This window comes from Marinomonas algicola (genome assembly GCF_014805825.1).
GTDB lineage: Bacteria > Pseudomonadota > Gammaproteobacteria > Pseudomonadales > Marinomonadaceae > Marinomonas > Marinomonas algicola.
The window spans coordinates 3,862,888-3,880,432 of record NZ_CP061941.1 but is presented as its reverse complement, the minus strand read 5'-3'; the positions used below and the strand labels follow the sequence as shown (position 1 = coordinate 3,880,432).

The following is a 17,545-nucleotide window of genomic DNA, read 5'->3' as shown; positions in this document are numbered from 1 at the left end:
AGCAGGTTGTCCATGTCTACGGAATTATTAAAAGACGCGTTAGATTTTGATCTATTAGCGGATGTATTTGTTACCGAGTCCATTAGCGCCTCACCCGCTGAGCTACATGGTCAATTGTGTGGCTATCTTGCTTCTGGTGTTCGCTTACCCTTAGAAGATTGGCTGACTATGGTGGTTGAATTTTGTGACATTGGTTCATGGAAAGAGGAAGCAAGTCGCAGGGTGATTGTTGAGTTGTACACGGCTACTCTGACTTTGTTCCAGAATGGTGACTATGGCCTAGTTCCAACGATCGCGGACGAGGATGCACCTCTGAGTGAGCGTGGTTTAACTCTGGCGCAATGGTCACATGGCTTTTTAGCAGGCTATGGTCTGTCTGGTAGAAAAGAAAATCTTTCTGAAGAAACGAAACAAGTGCTAAGAGATTTTGCCAATGTATCGTCCATGCAAGCAGACATGCAAGACTTGGAAGATAGCAATGATAATGAAGCCGATTTGACTGAGTTAGTTGAATACGCGAGATTATCCGCCATGATGTTGTACTCTGAACATCATGATGTTCAGCTAGATGCAGAACAGAGAAATAGCAACCTAGTCCATTAAAATAGTTTTATTTCTAGCGAATAATACAGGATAAATTTATGACGAAATTATCAAATACGCTTTATCAGTCACGTCGCGCACACGTCATGGCTACTTTACCTAAAGGGTCAGTTGCCGTACTACGTACAGGGGGCTTATGCACACGCAATAATGATTGTGAGTATGAATTTCGTCCTAATAGTTTGTTTTTTTATCTTACTGGGTTTCCTGAGCCCGACGCTTACTTAATTATCGATCAAGAAGGACGAGCGAATTTATTTTCTTTGCCAAAAGACATTGAAAAAGAGCAATGGGAAGGTTTTCGCTATGGTGAAGATGCCGCCGATGCTTTCGGCGTGAATAAGGTTCAAACTTTGTCTGCTTTGGAGGGGGATGCACTCGCTATTCTCGATGGTGCCGCTGAGATCGTATTTCCATTAGAGGATACTGTGTTACAGGATAAGGTAATGGCGTGGCGCTCTACTTTATCTAAGCGAGCGAGAGCAGGCGCTATTGCACCTACCATATTGAGAGACCTCACGCCGATTGTGTCTGAAATGCGTTTGATTAAAAGTGCGGAAGAAATTGCCTTGATGGAAAAAGCGGCGCAAATCAGCGTTCAAGCACATCGCGCGGCCATGCAAGCGGTCAAGCCTGGGATGATGGAATACCAACTTGAGGCTGAATTAAATTATCAATTTATGAAGTCTGGATCGCGTCAATTAGCGTATAACAATATTGTGGCGTCTGGTGCAAATGCATGCACATTACATTACATCAATAATCAAGATCAGATAGACGATGGCGATCTGGTATTAATTGATGCAGGCTGTGAATTAGGGTGCTATGCCTCAGATATTACGCGTACCTTTCCTGCTAATGGTCGTTTTAGTGAAGCACAAGCCGCGTTATATCAGGTTGTCCTTGAGGCTTACTATGCGGGCTTTGAGAAGTTGACTGTTGGAGAAGCTTACGAAGCGTGCCATAACGCGGCGGTGGAAACCATCACGGCGGGTCTCTTAACGCTAGGTTTATTGAGTGGTAATCTGCAAACCTTGATTGAAAACAAAGCATATCGTGCTTTTTATATGCATAATACGGGTCATTGGTTGGGTTTGGATGTGCATGATGTTGGCGCTTACAAAATTGGATCTGATTCAAGAGCATTACAAGCGGGCATGGTTTTGACTTTGGAACCTGGTATTTACGTATCAAAAGACAATATGGATGTTGAGTCCAAGTGGCGCGGTATTGGTATCCGTATTGAAGATGATATCGTGATTACGGATCAAGGTCCTTATGTATTAACTCACGGGTTACCAAAAGAAATTGCCGATATAGAATTACTGATAGCAGGTAACTAAACGTTTTATTCAGCATTAAGGGGAAGGAAGTAATGGCAAATCAATATGATGTCGCTGTGATTGGTGCTGGCATGATAGGCCGTTTGATCGCGTCTCTGCTTGCGCAAAACAAGGTTTCTGTTGCTTTAATTGATCCATCGACTGGTCTATCAACTCTTTCTTCTCCCCCTCATTATGATACGCGGGTGAGTGCGATTTCTGCCGCATCTCAAGATTTATTAGAAACGGCGGGTGTTTGGCATAGAATACCAGAAGAGAGATTGTTACATTATCGTACTATGAACGTTTGGGATGGGCTTGGTACGAGTGATATTCAATTTCAAGCCGAGAGCTTAGGCGTGCCTTCTTTAGGGTGCATGGTAGAAAATGCAGTGCTCAGTGATGCGTTGAATCAAAAAAATGCGGATTTAGATAAGCTTCATTCGTTCTTTGGTGAGCAAGTTGTTGCATTCGATGCACAACAAAATCACTCTGATATCATACTCAAGTCGGGGAAAAAAATTCAGGCCACGTTAATAGTGGCTGCGGATGGTGCAAATTCATTTGTTAGGCGCGAAGCCGGTTTTTCTTGTCGCGAGTGGGATTATGGACACCATGCCATTGTGGCAACGATAGAAATTGATCGCTCGCATGAGAATACCGCTTGGCAAGCGTTTGGAGATGAAGGTATTTTGGCATTTTTACCTTTACCCAGTATTGAGGGAAAGCACATTGCGTCAATTGTTTGGTCTGTCCCCCCACTTGAATCGGAGTCATTGTGTCAGTTGGATGAGCCTAATTTTTGTCGCCGGTTAAGTTATGCTCTTTCTGAGCGTTTTTCCGTGTTATCAGAACTGTCTCCAAGACTTTCGATTCCATTAACGCAACGCCATGCCACGGAATATGTTAAAGAGAGAATCGCATTGGTTGGTGATGCGGCCCACACAATACACCCTCTAGCAGGTCAAGGTGCTAACATTGGGTTTTCAGATGTTCGTGCTTTAGTCGAAATCCTATTAAAAGCGCATAAACGGCAAGATGATATTGGTCGATTAACCATTCTAAGGCGTTATCAAAGAGCTAGGATGCTAGATAATTTGCAAATGGCAGCCGGTATGGAGTCTTTTAAAAGGCTTTATTCCACTCAAAATCCTCTCATTGTACAAATGCGTAATACTGGCATGAACTTTATTAACAAAAATGCAGAGATTAAGCGTTTGGTGGTAGAGAAGGCTTTTGGACATCGTAAAGCTTAAGTAAATTATTTCTTTTAAGGGGGGAATGCGCCTTTTTTTATGGGTTAACTCTTAAAAGAGGTTAGTAATGGTAATTGTTTTCATTTATAGTTTAGCTATTGTTTTAGGTTACTTTTTGAAGGTGAATATTCTATGAAAAAAACAGCATGCTCTATTTCTATTCTTGCTGCTACAAGTTTAATGGCACCACCACTTTTGGCGTCTGATGAGGTTAATTTATATTCCGCTCGTCAAGAATCCTTAATTTTACCATTGCTTGAAAACTTTACTGAAGATACTGGAATAACCGTAAATTTAATTACAGGGTCAGATGATCAGCTTCTAAGACGTCTGCAGGTTGAAGGCGATGCCAGTCCTGCGGATCTATTTATTACCGTTGATGCTGGACGTTTACACAGAGCAAAAGAAGCCGGTGTTTTGCAGCCAGTCCAAAGCGATGTTTTAAATGAAAAAGTACCGAGCAATTTAAAAAACTCTGAGAACTATTGGTATTCATTATCACAGCGTTCACGAGTCATTTTTTACGCTAAAGACAGAGTTGATCCAGCTGAATTGTCTCGATATGAAGGGTTAGCTGATCCAAAGTGGAAGGGTCGATTATGTATTCGTTCCTCTGGTAATATTTATAACCAGTCTTTAGTCGCCTCTATGATTGAGATTGATGGGGAAGCTAATACGCAAGAGTGGATTAACGGCTTGGTAAAAAACTTTGCTCGCCCACCGGTTGGTGGTGATACCGATCAATTGAAAGCGGTAGCGGCAGGTGAGTGCGATATTGCGGTTGCTAATACTTATTATTTTGGGCGCTTAGTCAATAGCAAAAAAGCGGAAGACAGGGCGGTTGCTGAAAAGTTAGGTTTGTTCTGGCCAAATCAAGGCAGCGGTGATCGCGGCGCTCATGTAAATGTGAGTGGCATAGGCGTAACGGCTTCTTCAGAAAATACGGAAAATGCGGTTAAATTAATCGAGTACCTTTTGTCTGATAAATCGCAAACTTGGTACGCAGAAGTAAATAATGAATACCCAGTAGTAAAAGGCAATCCTTATCCATCTTCCTTGGTTAAGTATGGCGAGTTTAAATCTGATCAATTAAACTTAACTAAATTAGGTGAAAATAACCGTAGAGCGGTTGAGATGATGGACATTGCTGGTTGGAAGTAATCGTAAAAGTGTTTAAATGTTGAGAAAACATGTCTAATAATGTGTTTACTGCCACTTCCTCTAAATCTGAAAGTGGTTGGCTAAAGGGCGTTTCTATCGCCCTTTCTGTCGTTTTGTCCTTACCTATTTTGGTTATCTTAAGTCATGTTGTATTAGGTGATGCCTCCGTTTGGGGGCATCTTGTAGACACTGTACTTTTTGGATACATTGCAAACTCCCTTTATTTGATGGGAGGCGTCACAATTGGTGTGCTTTTATTGGGTGTGCCTACGGCATGGCTGACCAGTGTGTGCGTGTTTCCTGGCCATAAATGGATTTCAATAGCGCTTTTATTGCCTCTTGCCGTTCCCGCTTACATTATTGCTTATACCTATACTGGATTATTTGATTACGCTGGGCCTATTCAGACCCTTATTCGAGATACCACTGGATTAGGCTACGGCGAGTATTGGTTCTTTACCGTTCGTTCTTTGCCAGGGGCTGTTGTTATGCTCTCTCTGGTTTTGTATCCATATGTTTATCTTATGGCAAGATCGGCTTTTTTAGAGCAGTCTTCTAATACTTTAGAAGTCAGCCGCACTTTAGGATACAGCAACCGTAACGCTTTTTTTAAGTTAGGTCTGCCTTTAGCTCGACCCGCGATTGTCGCCGGTGTCACCTTAGCCTTGATGGAAACGTTAGCGGATTATGGGACGGTACAATTCTTTGGCGTAAATACCTTCACCACAGGTATATTTCGTACTTTTTATGGTTTCGGGGATGCTGTTGCCGCCTCTCAATTAGCCGCCACTCTATTGTTTTTTGTGACGGTACTTATTGTTCTTGAGCGTTACTCAAGGCGTAAGATACGCTACCATTCATCAGGTTTAGGCAAGGCAAGCCGCCGCAAAATTCAATTAAAGGGTCGTAATGGCATTTTGGCCCTAATATTCTGTTTAATACCCATTTGTTTCGGTTTTCTGTTCCCGGTTCTTCAATTGGCTTATTGGGCTTTTTTTGACTCAATTGGCTTAGACAAGAGCTTTTATAAACTGGCTTGGAACTCCCTTTCTTTGGCTCTTATCGCATCAGTATTAACGGTGTTTTGTGCTCTTGTTTTAGCTTACGCCAGTCGCTTATTTCCAAGTCGTTCTGTTAATACGGCGGTTTCTATATCGGGTCTTGGGTACGCGCTACCAGGAACTATCATTGCGATTGGTGTGATTATTCCATTTGCTTGGTTGGATCATCAAATTATTGATGCGGTTAAATCCTTATCAGGAGATAAAATAGGCTTGTTAATGTCAGGCACTATTTTTGCTTTGTTGTTTGCTTATATAGTGCGCTTTATGGCGGTTTCTCTTGGTGCTGTGCAAAGTGGCTTAGGTAAGATCAAACCAAGTTTGGACATGGCGGGACGATCACTTGGTTTAACGCCTGTTGGTGTTTTAAGGGAGATACATTTTCCTTTACTACGCGGCTCGGTATTGACGGCACTTTTAATTGTGTTTGTTGATGTGCTTAAAGAGTTACCAGCGACGTTAATATTACGACCTTTTAATTTTAACACGTTAGCGGTGAGGGCATTTGAGTTAGCTTCTGATGAGCGTTTAGCGGATGCCGCACCTGCTTCCATGATGATTGTGCTGGTCGGGCTAATCCCTGTTATATTGCTTAGCCGTTCTATTGCTTCACGAACTTAAATTAATATAGAGATCTATTTTAATGACTTCTCCTTCTACGTCAGCCGTATCCGAATTATCCATTCATAATGTGACAATTTCGTATGATGATATACAGATCATCAAAGAGGTAAGTTTCTCTTTGAAAGAAGGGGAAATAGGCTGTTTACTGGGACCGAGTGGTTGCGGTAAGTCCACTTTACTTCGGGCGATTGCCGGCTTTGAACCATTGACTTATGGAGAGGTCCATATTGATGGCGAGCTATTGGCATCCACAACGTATTCAGTACCGCCAGAGCAAAGAAAGTTTGGCATGGTATTTCAAGACATCGCCTTGTTTCCGCATTTAACCATTTTCGAAAATATTGTTTTTGGTATTAAGCATTGGAGCAAGCAAAAGCAAATTTCACGTGTCTCCTATTTATTGGACCTTGTTGGCTTATCTGGCTACGATGACCGCTATCCTCATTCTTTATCTGGAGGTCAGCAACAACGCATCGCTCTAGCGAGAGCCATGGCCCCTAAACCACGATTATTATTAATGGATGAACCTTTTTCAGGCTTAGACACCAAATTAAGAGAGGAGCTTGTACCAGAAATTCGTCAGATTTTATTGCAAGAAAATATGAGCGCTATTTTAGTAACACACGATCAGCTTGAAGCATTTGCTATGGCCGACCAGGTGTCTGTGATGAGTGAAGGCTGTATCCATCAAACAGGGACGGCTTATCAAATTTATCATAGACCAAGCACTCGTTTTGTTGCGAGCTTTATTGGACATGGTGATTTTTTATCCTCTGTTGTTTGTGGTGATGATTGTGTGCATTCGGATTTAGGTGAAATCAGAGGAAGTGGTTTTCATGGTTTCGAATCAGGTGAAAAAGTGGATCTATTGGTAAGACCTGATGATATTTTGCACGATGATGACAGCAACTTTAAAGGATTAATTGTGAATAAGTGGTTTAGAGGGTCTCACTTTTTATATCGTGTGAAACTGCCTTCTGGAAAAGTCGTGTTTTGCTTCGCCTCTTCTCATCATAACCATAGTGTTGACCAAGAGATTGGTCTTTCAGTCAATTTGGATCATTTAGTCTTATTTCCTAAAGCGGGTTAATTGACTGAAAGAAAAATGGCCTCTACCCGAGGCCTATTCCTTGTTCATGGCAGGCCTCAATAATGCCTTCAAAATCGTATTGGGTCAGCTCTAAATGTTCTAACGCATACTCTCCAATTTTTTCCCATTCATAATCAACAGATGCTTTGCCTATTAATTTATAAGTCCCAGATATGTGCTCAGACATTTTTAAAATAGCGGCAAAAGCTAACGTATTTTTGTCACCCGCTATTCGTTCTTGGAACAATTTTTCAGTTCTATGATGGTGGGCGATAACATGGCAGCTGCTTCTTGGTAAAACCCACGATTTCGCTAAATAATACCCGACTACCGAGTGATTCGTTTTAAAGCGTTTGTTTTCATTATTGGTTAATTCAAAATTTGGATCTTGATAGGACTCTTCTAATACTTTTGAGTAACCTTTAAAACGCATCATCATCAGAGGGATGCCGGCATTGTGAAACAAACCTAAGGAGTAGCATTCGTCTTGAAAGCGAAATCCGATTTGTTTCGCTATACTGGCGCTCACCGCTGCGACATCCATCGCATTGTCCCAAAAACCATGTAATGCTTGAATCGACTCATCAGACAGCTGACTTTTAACCGATAGACCATTGACTAAATTGGTTAGGCTGCCGATTCCCAGCATCATAACCGCCTGCTGAATGGATGTTACTTTTCTAGGTAAGCCATAATAAGAAGAGTTGATTAGTTTTAAAATAGCAGCGGATAAACCAACATCTTGTGAAATAATTTCAGCCATACGATTGATATTTGGGTCTGGCATCGCTTGTTCCATGTTTAGATCCACCATAACCTGAGGTTGTGGTGGAATACTGATTCCTTGCAATATACGCTGAAGCTGCGATTCGGTGATTTCTGTAGACATTCCTGACCTTTCAATTGAACAAATAATAAATAAAGTTCGCGTTAACATTCGCAAAAAAGTGTTGAGTAATTATAATAGCGTCTTTTATAGGTTTAGGTGAAAATTTTGAGCATAATTCGACTAAAAGGGCAGGCTGATCGACGATTGCGTGCAGGCCATCAATGGATTTACAGTAATGAGATTGATACAAATGTGAGTCCACTGAAGCAATTCGTCGCAGGTGATCAGGTTGTGGTCGAGGCAGCGAATGGAAAAGCGTTAGGTATGGCGACCGTAAACCCAAATACTTTGATTTACGGCCGATTATTTAGTCGTGAAGTGGGTACCGTGCTGAATAAATCTCTTATTGTTCATCGCCTTAAAATTGCTCTTTCTCTTCGTGAAATGGCTTATAAGGGGCCTTATTATCGCTTGGTTTTTGGCGATTCAGATGGATTATCTGGATTAGTTGTGGATCGATTTGGCGATGTATTGGTTGTACAAATATCTACAGCCGGTATGGAAAGAGTAAAACAAGACATCATTGATGGTTTGATTGACGTCATTAAGCCAGAAGCCATACTGATGAAAAATGATGGCAAGATGCGCTCAGTTGAGGGTTTAGAAACGAGTGTTGAAGAAGTCTATGGTACCGTTCCTAGAGAAGTCTTTATTCAAGAAAACGATGTCTTGTTCCAAGTGCCTGTTTGGGACGGTCAAAAAACGGGTTGGTTTTATGATCACCGTGAAAATCGTAAGACCATGCAAGGGTTTTGTGATGGCAAAAGAGTGTTGGATGTTTTCTCGTATATTGGAGGCTGGGGAGTTCAAGCGGCTTCTGCTGGAGCAACGGATGTTACTTTCATTGATGCATCAGAAAGTGCATTAAGTCATGTAGAGGCTAACTTACAATTAAACCAATATGAAGGTCATTCTTCATTAATGCAGGGCGACGCGTTTGAAGCAATGCAGTCATTAATTGCGGACAAACAACGTTTTGATGTGGTTGTTATGGATCCGCCAGCCTTTATTACTCGTCGTAAGGATATTAAAGCGGGTGAGGGCGCTTATCATAGAGCAAACCAACTGGCGCTAAGATTGGTGGCGAAAGGTGGCGTTTTAGTGACGGGTTCATGTTCTATGCATTTAGAAGAATCTCGCTTGCATGATATTGTTCGTAGCAACACTCGATCATTAGAGCGTTTTTCTCAGCTCATTTACCGGGGTACACAAGCACCAGATCACCCAGTTCATCCATCCATTGATGAAACGGAATATCTGAAAGCATTGTTTTATCGTGTGCACAATAATATGGGCTTATAAAATCGGTTGCTGGCGAATATAAAGCGCTTTCTTGTCCTTTGTTAGCATAAACAAGGGATCAAGAAGGCGCTTTTTTATTGAACGCAATGCGTACTAGTCTCGCAACGATATGTGCGGCCACCCTTTTTGCATTGCAATATCGGCTAATGTTTTGTCCGCATCTACAGCAACAGGGAACGCCACTTGTTCTAATAAAGGCAAATCATTATGTGAATCACTGTAGAAATAACTGCCTTCAAGTGAGTGCCCTGTTTCTTTTAACCAGCTGTGTAGACGAGTTACTTTGCCTGCTTGAAAACTTGGTATGCCAACGATTTTTCCCGTGTGGCGACCATCAATAATTTCAGGGATAGGTGCGATAAGGTCATCCATGCCCAGCATTTTACTAATTGGGCCCGTTACAAATTGATTTGTAGCGGTGATAATAAGTAAAAAGTGACCTCTTTTTCTATGATCTGCAATTAAATCTAATGCTTTTTGATGGATCATAGGGTTAATTTTCTGTTCAACAAACGTCTTATGAAGAGCGTCAAGCTCACTTTCAGAAAAATTCTTTAGCGGCGCTAAACTGAACTCAAGGTATTCGTGAATGTTAAGTGTCCCTGCAACATAATCCTGATAGAAGCGATCATTGGCTTTTTTATATAAGTCAACGTCGACTAGGTTCTGCTCAACTAAAAACTGCCCCCAACTGTAATCACTGTCACCCTCTAAAAGGGTCCCATCCAAATCAAATATAGCAAGCGTCACGTTTCATCCTCAATTAATACAAATATGAGGGAGTATAATGACCTTACAGAGAAATAACACCAGTGTTAATTGTTAAGCTAGATGAATTATGGAACAATGAATTCAATTATTTTTTAGATTTAAGGTAGTGTCTCGTGATTGATACAGACGGATATAGGCCGAATGTAGGCATCATACTTATGAACGAGCGAGGCCAACTTTTATGGGCAAGGCGAATAGGTCAAAATGCTTGGCAGTTCCCTCAAGGCGGTATTAAGAATGATGAAACCGCCGAAGATGCTCTATTTCGAGAATTGAAAGAAGAAGTTGGCTTAGAGCCTCATCAAGTAGAAATTGTTGGAAAAACACGTGGCTGGTTAAGGTATCGTTTGCCTAAACGTATGTTACGACATAATAGTAAACCTTTGTGTATTGGGCAAAAACAAAAGTGGTTTTTGCTTTCTATTCGCTGTCCTGATGCTGATGTATGTGTTGATGGGACAGAATGTCCCGAGTTTGATGGGTGGCGTTGGGTAAGTTATTGGTATCCTTTAGGTCAGGTCGTTGCTTTTAAAAAGGATGTTTACCGTCGTGCATTAAAGGAATTAATTCCTAATGCCCACAGATGGTTAGATAAGGTAGATAGGTCAGTAGCTTGAGGATAAATAAAAGGAGAACCATGCTAAGTTTGTTAAGGCGCATTACACAAGAAGTGGCGGCCGCAGAATCCTTGTCTGCCGCATTGGATATTATTGTGCGGCGAGTAAGGCGCTCAATGAGGGCCGAAGTATGCTCAGTTTACCTGGTTGATCCCAATTCGAAAGAATATTTGTTAATGGCGACCCGTGGCTTAAATGCTGAGGTGGCTGGTAATGCCAGTTTGAAGCCTGATGAGGGCTTAGTGAGTCTTGTTGGTCGTCGGGCTGAACCCGTCAATTTAGAAGATGCGCAAAAACACCCAGCTTTCCATTTTTTAAAAGGAACAGGAGAAGAGCGCTATCAATCTTTTTTGGGCGTACCGATTATCCACCACCGTCAGGTGCTGGGTGTATTGGTGGTACAGCACGAGGAAAAACGTCGTTTTGATGAAAGTGAAGAAGCCTTTTTAATGACCTTATCGGCTCAGCTAGCCAGTATCATTGCTCATGCTGAAGCAACAGGTGCCATGACGGTTTTTAATAAATCAAACGAAGTCGCTCATTCTGATTTGCGTTACAAAGGGATAGCCGGTAGTTCTGGTGTTGCCATTGGCACGGCGGTTGTTGTGTACCCTCCTGCCGATTTAAATGCCATTCCAGATCGAGTTACGGATGACTCAGAGCAAGAAATTTTAGAGTTTCGTATGGCGCTAGAAGGCGCTAGAAAAGACATCAGACAAGCAAGTAGCCGTCTTAGCCAGCATCTTTCTTCCGATGAGCGAGCCTTGTTTGATGTCTATTTAAAAATGTTAGATGACAACACCATTGCGATTGAAGTCGAGAATAAAATTAAGGCAGGAAATTGGGCTCAGGGTGCATTGCGTCAAGTCTTTCTGGCGCACATTGCACAATTTAATATGATGGATGATCCATATTTACGAGAAAGGGCATCTGATGTTCGAGATCTCGGTTGTCGTATTTTATCTCACCTTCAGGAAAGTTCACCTAATGCTGCGAACCGTTTTTCCGAACCGGCCATAGTGATTGGAGAAGAGCTAACCGCTTCCATGTTAGGTGAAATCCCATTAGATATGATTAAAGGGCTTGTATCCGTTAGAGGGTCTGGCAACTCTCATGTCGCCATTTTGGCAAGAGCGATGGGAATCCCCACCGTGATGGGCGCAATGGATTTACCCTATGCTCAGCTTGATAAAAAAAGCATGATTATCGATGGCTATACGGGAAGAATATTTACCAATCCATCAGAGAAAATGATTGAAAGTTATCAACAGGTTGTTGATGAGCAAAAACTATTAGAAGAAGAGTTCCTGACGCTTAGGGATTTACCTTGCGAAACCAAAGACGGTCATCGCATGTCTTTGTTTGTGAATACTGGTTTATCGGCCGATATAGGACTGTCTCTTGATCGTGGAGCAGAAGGTATTGGGCTGTACCGTACCGAGGTGCCATTTATGGTACGCGAGCGTTTTCCAACTGAAAAAGAGCAAGAGCATATATACCGGCAACAGCTTGAAGGTTTTGCACCGGCTCCAGTAACGATGAGGACGTTGGATATTGGTGGCGATAAAGCCTTACCATATTTCTCTATAAAAGAAGAAAATCCATTCCTTGGATGGCGTGGCATTCGTGTCACATTGGACCATACCGAAATATTCTTAGGTCAAATACGTGCGATGATTAAGGCCAGTGCAGGGCTGCATAATCTTAAAATCATGCTTCCTATGATATCTAATGTGGCGGAAGTGGAAGAAGCTCAGTCATTGATTAGGCGCTCTTTTATGGAGGTAAAGGAAGAAGGTTATGATGTTCAAATGCCTCAAATAGGCGTCATGATCGAGGTCCCTGCTGCCGTGTATCAAGTTAAAGCATTAGCGGCTATCGTCGACTTTATGTCAGTGGGCAGCAATGATTTAACACAATATCTTCTGGCGGTAGATAGAAACAACCCACGAGTAGCCGACTTATACAGCCCTTTCCATCCTGCTGTATTACGGGCACTGTTTAATATAGTGATTGATGTGAAGCATGAAGGCATCAGTTTAAGTGTTTGTGGTGAGATGGCGGGAGATCCAATGGGTGCTATTTTATTGATGGCAATGGGTTATGACACCTTGTCTATGAGTTCAACGAGTTTGCCTAAGGTGAAAGCGGTTATACGAAACATTACGGTAGAACAGGCTAATGAAATGCTGGAACAAGTTATGAACTTGGTTCACGCTGATGCGGTGACTCAAACGATGACACGCCTTATGAGAGAAGCGGATATTGAACGCTTGGTTAAACCAAGTAAAAGCAATCAATCGGTGCACTAGTTGTTTTATTATAAAGGTTATACAAGATAATGATTGATTACCCTAATATTGACCCTATTGCGGTTTCTCTTGGTCCACTGTCCGTGCATTGGTATGGAATTATGTATTTGATCGGCTTTGCTGGTGCGTACTTGCTGGGCACTTACAGAGCAAAGTTGTCCTCCGGCAACTGGACCAAAGATCAAATGAGTGATGTTATTTTTTATGGTGCCATGGGCGTTATTCTTGGTGGTCGTATTGGTTATATCTTGTTTTACCAATTCGAAGGATTACTAAGCGACCCCTTAAGCTTATTTCGTATTTGGGAAGGCGGAATGTCATTCCACGGCGGCTTATTAGGCGTAATAGTGGCGATGTTACTCTTTAGTCGTCGCTATAATAAGCACCTGATTGACGTGACAGACTTTATCGCACCTTTAGTCCCTATTGGGTTGGGCGCAGGGCGAGTTGGAAACTTTATTGGTGGGGAGCTTTGGGGGAAGGCCACAGAAGCCTCTTGGGGCATGGTATTTCCGAATGACCCAAGCCAACTAGTACGTCATCCGTCTCAGCTGTATCAATTTGTACTTGAAGGCATCGTACTTTTTGTCATTTTATGGTTTTTTTCTCAGAAACAGAAACCTAGATATTGTGTCTCTGGTATGTTTCTACTTTTCTATGGTTTATTTAGGATTGTGGTTGAGTTTTTCCGCCAGCCTGATGCTCATATTGGTTATTTAGCCTTTGACTGGTTAACTCAAGGTCAGTTGTTATCTTTGCCAATGGTGTTTGGAGGGGTAGCCTTGATCCTTTATGGTTACAAGTCGAGTTTAACGGCTAAATAAATTTATCTAAATCCTGAGTAGAAATGCTAGAATTACGAGCATTTTTACTCAGGTTATTAGGTGATTTTATGCTTCCTTATCTGCAACTCTTGCAGGATGTTTTAGACAACGGACAATTTAAAGGTGATCGAACTGGCACCGGCACTTACAGTGTGTTTGGCCGTCAAGTTCGCTATGATCTACAAGCGGGCTTTCCTTTATTAACCACAAAAAAACTTCATATCCGTAGTATCTTGCATGAGCTTTTGTGGTTTTTAAGTGGTGAGACAAATATTCGCTACCTAAAAGAGAATGGTGTAAGCATCTGGGATGAATGGGCGACGGATGAGGGCGAACTTGGCCCTGTTTATGGTGCTCAGTGGCGTAATTGGAAAGGAGAAGACGGTAAGGTATACGATCAAGTGGCCACACTCGTAGAAGGATTGAAAAATAACCCTTCTAGTCGTAGACACATTATCAATGGCTGGAACGTGGCTTGTTTACCAGACGAAACCAAAAAACCTTGGGAGAATGCGGCGGCCGGTTTAATGGCGTTACCCCCTTGTCACGTCTTATACCAATTTTACGTTTGTGATGGAAAATTAAGTGCGTCGCTTTACATTCGCAGTAACGATCTATTTCTTGGAAACCCTTATAATACAGCCTCTTTGGCCTTCTTAACCCATATGCTGGCTCAGCAATGTGACTTAGAGCCAGGAGAAATTGTTCTTTCGATCGGTGATTGCCACCTTTATGCGAATCACATTGAACAAGCAAAATTACAGCTTGAGAGAACGCCTTCTGCCTTGCCGAAACTCAATATGTTGCGCAGGCCAGATTCAATATTTGATTATCGCTTTGACGATTTTGAAATTCTTGGTTATGAACCTCAGAGTCATATATCCGCGCCTATTGCGATTTAAATAATACCGAAAAAATCATAAGAGAAGAATTATGTTGTCTTTAATCGTTGCTATGTCTGAGAATCAGGTAATTGGAATTAATAATTCCCTTCCTTGGCATTTACCGAATGATTTACAGTACTTTAAACGCGTTACTATGGGGAAGCCTATTATAATGGGGCGTAAAACGTTTGAATCTATTGGAAGGCCGCTACCAGGAAGAAGAAATATTGTCGTGAGTCGTCAAGATGATTGGCAATTTACTGGAGTTGACTGTGTGAAGACGTTAGAAGAAGCTATTTCTCTTGGGAACAATATTGCATTTGTTGAAGGTCATGACGAGGTAATGGTGATAGGGGGGGCTCAAATTTACCAAAGAATTCTTCCTATGGTCGATCGTCTTTATATTACTCATGTACATGATGTTGTTGAAGGCGATGCTTACTTTCCTGATGTGACTTGGTCGTCATTTAACGAAGTCACACGAGAAGACTTTAAAGCACAAGAGCCAAACCCGTATGATTACAGTTTTGTTGTATACGATAAGCTCAAAGGATAGCATTTTACGTTTGTGTAAAAGTAAAAAACGCGTTTTTTTAACGATGGCTATGATGTAATAATCACTAAAAAGAGGCCGTTAGTTACCTCAACTAACGGCCTCTTTTTAGTTTAAGGCTATTTTACGGTTAGACGAAGCACATGACTCAACAGCAAGATTAGCGCTTTCGGCTAACTCTTCTATCGTATCTCCATCTTCAGGGAAAATAGCGACGCCTGCACAGAGTTTCAACTCTCTAATACTGCCGTCTGATAGATTAACGGTCAATCTTGTGTCGGAATCCACAATATTCGAAATGAGTTTTAAAGCGTCTTTTTCTCCTGTATTAGGTAGAAGTAGCAATAACTTTTCAGGCTCAACTCGAGCCAATACATCGGCTTCACGAATATGATTATAAATATATTGGCTTGACGTTCGAATCGCTTCATTCTTAGCCTGATTAGAAAGACCGATTAAACAATTATCAGCACCGATATTAATTTTCACCATAATAAGTGGTGTATATTGGCGTTTGGCTAATCCAAGCTGCTTTTTGAAGTGTGAAATAGCCGCATCTCGATTCAATAACCCAGTTAATTCATCATAAGTGGCTTGATTACGAAGGTGTTCTTCCAGCTCTTTTCTTGAACTAATGTCCTCCATGAAACCAATGATTTTAGCGATATTTCCTTTGCTGTCTCTTGAATAAGTGCGTCCACGTTCTTTGACCCACATGTACGAGTTATCGCCTTTCCTAATGCGGTATTCCGCTTCGTAGTAATCGGCATTATTAGCCACATGCTCAGTCACAAGGGTCTTAAGTTTAAGAACATCATCGGGATGAACTAAGTTATGCCACTCTTCTGTTGATTGTGGTGAATCCATAGGGTTACCACCAAGTAAGATTGAAATGGATTCAGAGCAAACAACCAGGTCGCCATCTGTTTCCCATAACCATAAGCCAGTGGAGGACTCAGTAAGAGCAAACTTCAAGAGTGTATTTTCAGCCGATGAAAGGTCCATATAGTCTGTGCTGTAAACGCAAGTCAGGTAATGATCGTCATCAACCGATTGAAAGCCTAACTCAGCGGTTATAACGATGTCACCAATTTGAATTTTTTCTTGGCAACGATCTATATTACCCATATCAATTTCATTGGATAACCAATCCCAATTATCTTGTTCAGAAGAGGATGCGCTAAGGGCTAGCCAATGCTCTGGCGGAGATGCAATTTGATTCGCAAATAACGCTCTAAATCCTTGGTTTGAACCTACAATGTTGCCACTTACTCGTTCAATAATGAACGCCGGTGTTGGCATAAAATCAAACGCAGACTTAAATATATCGTTTGGATTTTGCATATCACCTCTCCTCTTCTTAATCAAAATTTAATCGTTATTCGGGTGTAATGCATCGGACTTGAAAACTCGCCCCGTCACCCTCACCTAACAGTGTCTGCAATGTCGGTAAATACTGCTCTGCTTCTGCCTTGAGAGTCCAAGGAGGGTTAACTAAAATCATCCCGCTACCATTCATGCCTTGTTCCGTATTTGCGTCACGAATCAGTAGCTCAACCAGCAGTATATTACGGATTTTCGTTGCTTCAACTGAGTTAATTAGGTTGTCCGCTTGTTGGCGAGACAACACAGGATACCATATAGCATAGGTGCCAGTGGGAAAACGTTTATGACCTTCTGCAAGTGCATCGACAACCGTGTGGTAATCTTGTTTGACCTCGTAAGGCGGATCCATCAGCACGAAGCCACGTTTTTGTGGTGGTGGTAGCATCGCTTTCACCGCGGCAAACCCATCTCCATTTTGTACATTGGCTTTACGTTTGCTTGGGAAGAGGCTTGCTAAAATAGGGTAGTCGTTGGGGTGTAATTCGCATAAATGCATTTTATCTTTTAAGCGTTGATAGTATGCAACGACTTTCGGGCTGCCAGGATAAGTTAATACGCTCTCTTTCGCGTTCATTGATTTTACTAAATCAACAAAGTCAGCAATAGGTTCTGGGAGTTTTTGTTGCGCAATCAGCTTGGCAATACCTGATTCAAATTCTTTGTTTTTTTGTGCTTGTGCGGACTCAAGGGAATATTCTCCAATACCAGCGTGTGTATCAAGATAGAAAAAAGGCGCTTCTTTCTTGATCAAATGTTTACAGATTTGACTCACTATTATGTGTTTTAAAATGTCTGCATGATTGCCTGCATGGTAAATATGGCGATAACTCAGCATGTAAATCCTTGGACTATCAGGGTTAAAATAGAGAAAGTGTAAAAAAACAAAAAGC

Annotated in this window: 16 protein-coding genes; 12 read left to right on the top strand and 4 right to left on the bottom strand. The window is 41.7% G+C overall.

Translation table 11 applies throughout. The features are described from left to right. The first annotated feature begins 12 nt into the window (after window positions 1-12). The 6 genes from IEZ33_RS17660 to IEZ33_RS17635 all read left to right on the top strand — a co-directional run bounded on the left by IEZ33_RS17660 (window position 13) and on the right by IEZ33_RS17635 (window position 7,117). Entirely contained in the window at window positions 13-603 is a 591-nt protein-coding gene (locus IEZ33_RS17660; protein WP_191601314.1) for a UPF0149 family protein, read from the top strand. 38 nt (window positions 604-641) lie between these two features. After that, window positions 642-1,946 carry an aminopeptidase P N-terminal domain-containing protein gene (locus IEZ33_RS17655; RefSeq protein WP_191601313.1) on the top strand — a complete coding sequence of 435 codons (1,305 nt, stop codon included), beginning with the start codon at window positions 642-644 and terminating at the stop codon, window positions 1,944-1,946. A 32-nt stretch (window positions 1,947-1,978) separates the two neighbouring features. Next, window positions 1,979-3,181 carry a UbiH/UbiF/VisC/COQ6 family ubiquinone biosynthesis hydroxylase gene (locus IEZ33_RS17650; RefSeq protein ID WP_191601312.1) on the top strand — a complete coding sequence of 401 codons (1,203 nt, stop codon included), beginning with the start codon at window positions 1,979-1,981 and terminating at the stop codon, window positions 3,179-3,181. A 132-nt stretch (window positions 3,182-3,313) separates the two neighbouring features. Further along, window positions 3,314-4,342, top strand: a complete 1,029-nt coding sequence (locus tag IEZ33_RS17645) for a Fe(3+) ABC transporter substrate-binding protein (protein ID WP_191601311.1) — start codon at window positions 3,314-3,316, stop codon at window positions 4,340-4,342. Between the two features lie 29 nt (window positions 4,343-4,371). Then, a complete protein-coding gene (locus tag IEZ33_RS17640; RefSeq protein ID WP_191601310.1) occupies window positions 4,372-6,024 on the top strand; it encodes an ABC transporter permease in 1,653 nt (550 codons plus the stop codon). A gap of 22 nt (window positions 6,025-6,046) precedes the next feature. Then, window positions 6,047-7,117 carry an ABC transporter ATP-binding protein gene (locus tag IEZ33_RS17635; protein ID WP_191601309.1) on the top strand — a complete coding sequence of 357 codons (1,071 nt, stop codon included), beginning with the start codon at window positions 6,047-6,049 and terminating at the stop codon, window positions 7,115-7,117. Window positions 7,118-7,139: 22 nt separating this feature from the next. Here IEZ33_RS17635 and IEZ33_RS17630 read toward each other — a convergent pair whose 3' ends face one another. Next, window positions 7,140-8,006, bottom strand: coding sequence for an HDOD domain-containing protein (locus tag IEZ33_RS17630; protein ID WP_191601308.1), 867 nt, complete (start codon window positions 8,004-8,006; stop codon window positions 7,140-7,142). Window positions 8,007-8,111: 105 nt separating this feature from the next. Between IEZ33_RS17630 and IEZ33_RS17625 the strand changes: the two genes are divergently transcribed. Next, complete coding sequence (locus tag IEZ33_RS17625; protein WP_191601307.1) at window positions 8,112-9,308, top strand: class I SAM-dependent rRNA methyltransferase; 1,197 nt, start codon at window positions 8,112-8,114, stop codon at window positions 9,306-9,308. Between the two features lie 93 nt (window positions 9,309-9,401). On the opposite strand, the gene IEZ33_RS17620 is transcribed toward IEZ33_RS17625, so the two are convergent. After that, a complete protein-coding gene (locus tag IEZ33_RS17620) occupies window positions 9,402-10,058 on the bottom strand; it encodes a histidinol-phosphatase (protein ID WP_191601306.1) in 657 nt (218 codons plus the stop codon). Between the two features lie 134 nt (window positions 10,059-10,192). On the opposite strand from IEZ33_RS17620, the gene IEZ33_RS17615 reads away from it, so the two are divergent. From IEZ33_RS17615 to IEZ33_RS17595, 5 genes are all read left to right on the top strand, one after another. Beyond that, window positions 10,193-10,696 carry an RNA pyrophosphohydrolase gene (locus IEZ33_RS17615; RefSeq protein ID WP_191601305.1) on the top strand — a complete coding sequence of 168 codons (504 nt, stop codon included), beginning with the start codon at window positions 10,193-10,195 and terminating at the stop codon, window positions 10,694-10,696. A gap of 20 nt (window positions 10,697-10,716) precedes the next feature. After that, the gene (gene ptsP / locus IEZ33_RS17610) at window positions 10,717-13,008 is read left to right on the top strand and encodes a phosphoenolpyruvate--protein phosphotransferase (RefSeq protein ID WP_191601304.1); all 2,292 of its coding nucleotides are present in this window, start codon (window positions 10,717-10,719) and stop codon (window positions 13,006-13,008) included. Window positions 13,009-13,037: 29 nt separating this feature from the next. Next, window positions 13,038-13,832, top strand: a complete 795-nt coding sequence (gene lgt, locus IEZ33_RS17605; protein ID WP_191601303.1) for a prolipoprotein diacylglyceryl transferase — start codon at window positions 13,038-13,040, stop codon at window positions 13,830-13,832. Window positions 13,833-13,900: 68 nt separating this feature from the next. Next, window positions 13,901-14,734, top strand: a complete 834-nt coding sequence (locus tag IEZ33_RS17600) for a thymidylate synthase (protein ID WP_191603695.1) — start codon at window positions 13,901-13,903, stop codon at window positions 14,732-14,734. Window positions 14,735-14,765: 31 nt separating this feature from the next. Beyond that, the gene (locus IEZ33_RS17595) at window positions 14,766-15,272 is read left to right on the top strand and encodes a dihydrofolate reductase (protein WP_191601302.1); all 507 of its coding nucleotides are present in this window, start codon (window positions 14,766-14,768) and stop codon (window positions 15,270-15,272) included. A 105-nt stretch (window positions 15,273-15,377) separates the two neighbouring features. Here the strand turns inward: IEZ33_RS17595 and IEZ33_RS17590 are convergent, their stop codons facing one another. Together IEZ33_RS17590 and IEZ33_RS17585 are read right to left on the bottom strand one after the other, a co-directional pair. Then, window positions 15,378-16,613: a PAS domain-containing protein gene (locus IEZ33_RS17590; protein WP_191601301.1), complete on the bottom strand. Its 1,236-nt coding sequence runs from the start codon at window positions 16,611-16,613 to the stop codon at window positions 15,378-15,380. A gap of 34 nt (window positions 16,614-16,647) precedes the next feature. Then, window positions 16,648-17,490, bottom strand: a complete 843-nt coding sequence (locus tag IEZ33_RS17585) for a 23S rRNA (adenine(2030)-N(6))-methyltransferase RlmJ (RefSeq protein WP_191601300.1) — start codon at window positions 17,488-17,490, stop codon at window positions 16,648-16,650. Window positions 17,491-17,545 lie beyond the last annotated feature (55 nt).

Coding starts and splice junctions, on each gene's coding strand:
- IEZ33_RS17640 (WP_191601310.1), top strand. CDS start 4,372: ATGTCTAATAATGTGTTTACTGCCACTTCCTCTAAATCTGAAAGTGGT.
- IEZ33_RS17645 (WP_191601311.1), top strand. CDS start 3,314: ATGAAAAAAACAGCATGCTCTATTTCTATTCTTGCTGCTACAAGTTTA.
- lgt (WP_191601303.1), top strand. CDS start 13,038: ATGATTGATTACCCTAATATTGACCCTATTGCGGTTTCTCTTGGTCCA.
- IEZ33_RS17655 (WP_191601313.1), top strand. CDS start 642: ATGACGAAATTATCAAATACGCTTTATCAGTCACGTCGCGCACACGTC.
- IEZ33_RS17595 (WP_191601302.1), top strand. CDS start 14,766: ATGTTGTCTTTAATCGTTGCTATGTCTGAGAATCAGGTAATTGGAATT.
- IEZ33_RS17660 (WP_191601314.1), top strand. CDS start 13: ATGTCTACGGAATTATTAAAAGACGCGTTAGATTTTGATCTATTAGCG.
- IEZ33_RS17590 (WP_191601301.1), bottom strand. CDS start 16,613: ATGCAAAATCCAAACGATATATTTAAGTCTGCGTTTGATTTTATGCCA.
- IEZ33_RS17600 (WP_191603695.1), top strand. CDS start 13,901: ATGCTTCCTTATCTGCAACTCTTGCAGGATGTTTTAGACAACGGACAA.
- IEZ33_RS17635 (WP_191601309.1), top strand. CDS start 6,047: ATGACTTCTCCTTCTACGTCAGCCGTATCCGAATTATCCATTCATAAT.
- ptsP (WP_191601304.1), top strand. CDS start 10,717: ATGCTAAGTTTGTTAAGGCGCATTACACAAGAAGTGGCGGCCGCAGAA.
- IEZ33_RS17650 (WP_191601312.1), top strand. CDS start 1,979: ATGGCAAATCAATATGATGTCGCTGTGATTGGTGCTGGCATGATAGGC.
- IEZ33_RS17630 (WP_191601308.1), bottom strand. CDS start 8,006: ATGTCTACAGAAATCACCGAATCGCAGCTTCAGCGTATATTGCAAGGA.
- IEZ33_RS17585 (WP_191601300.1), bottom strand. CDS start 17,490: ATGCTGAGTTATCGCCATATTTACCATGCAGGCAATCATGCAGACATT.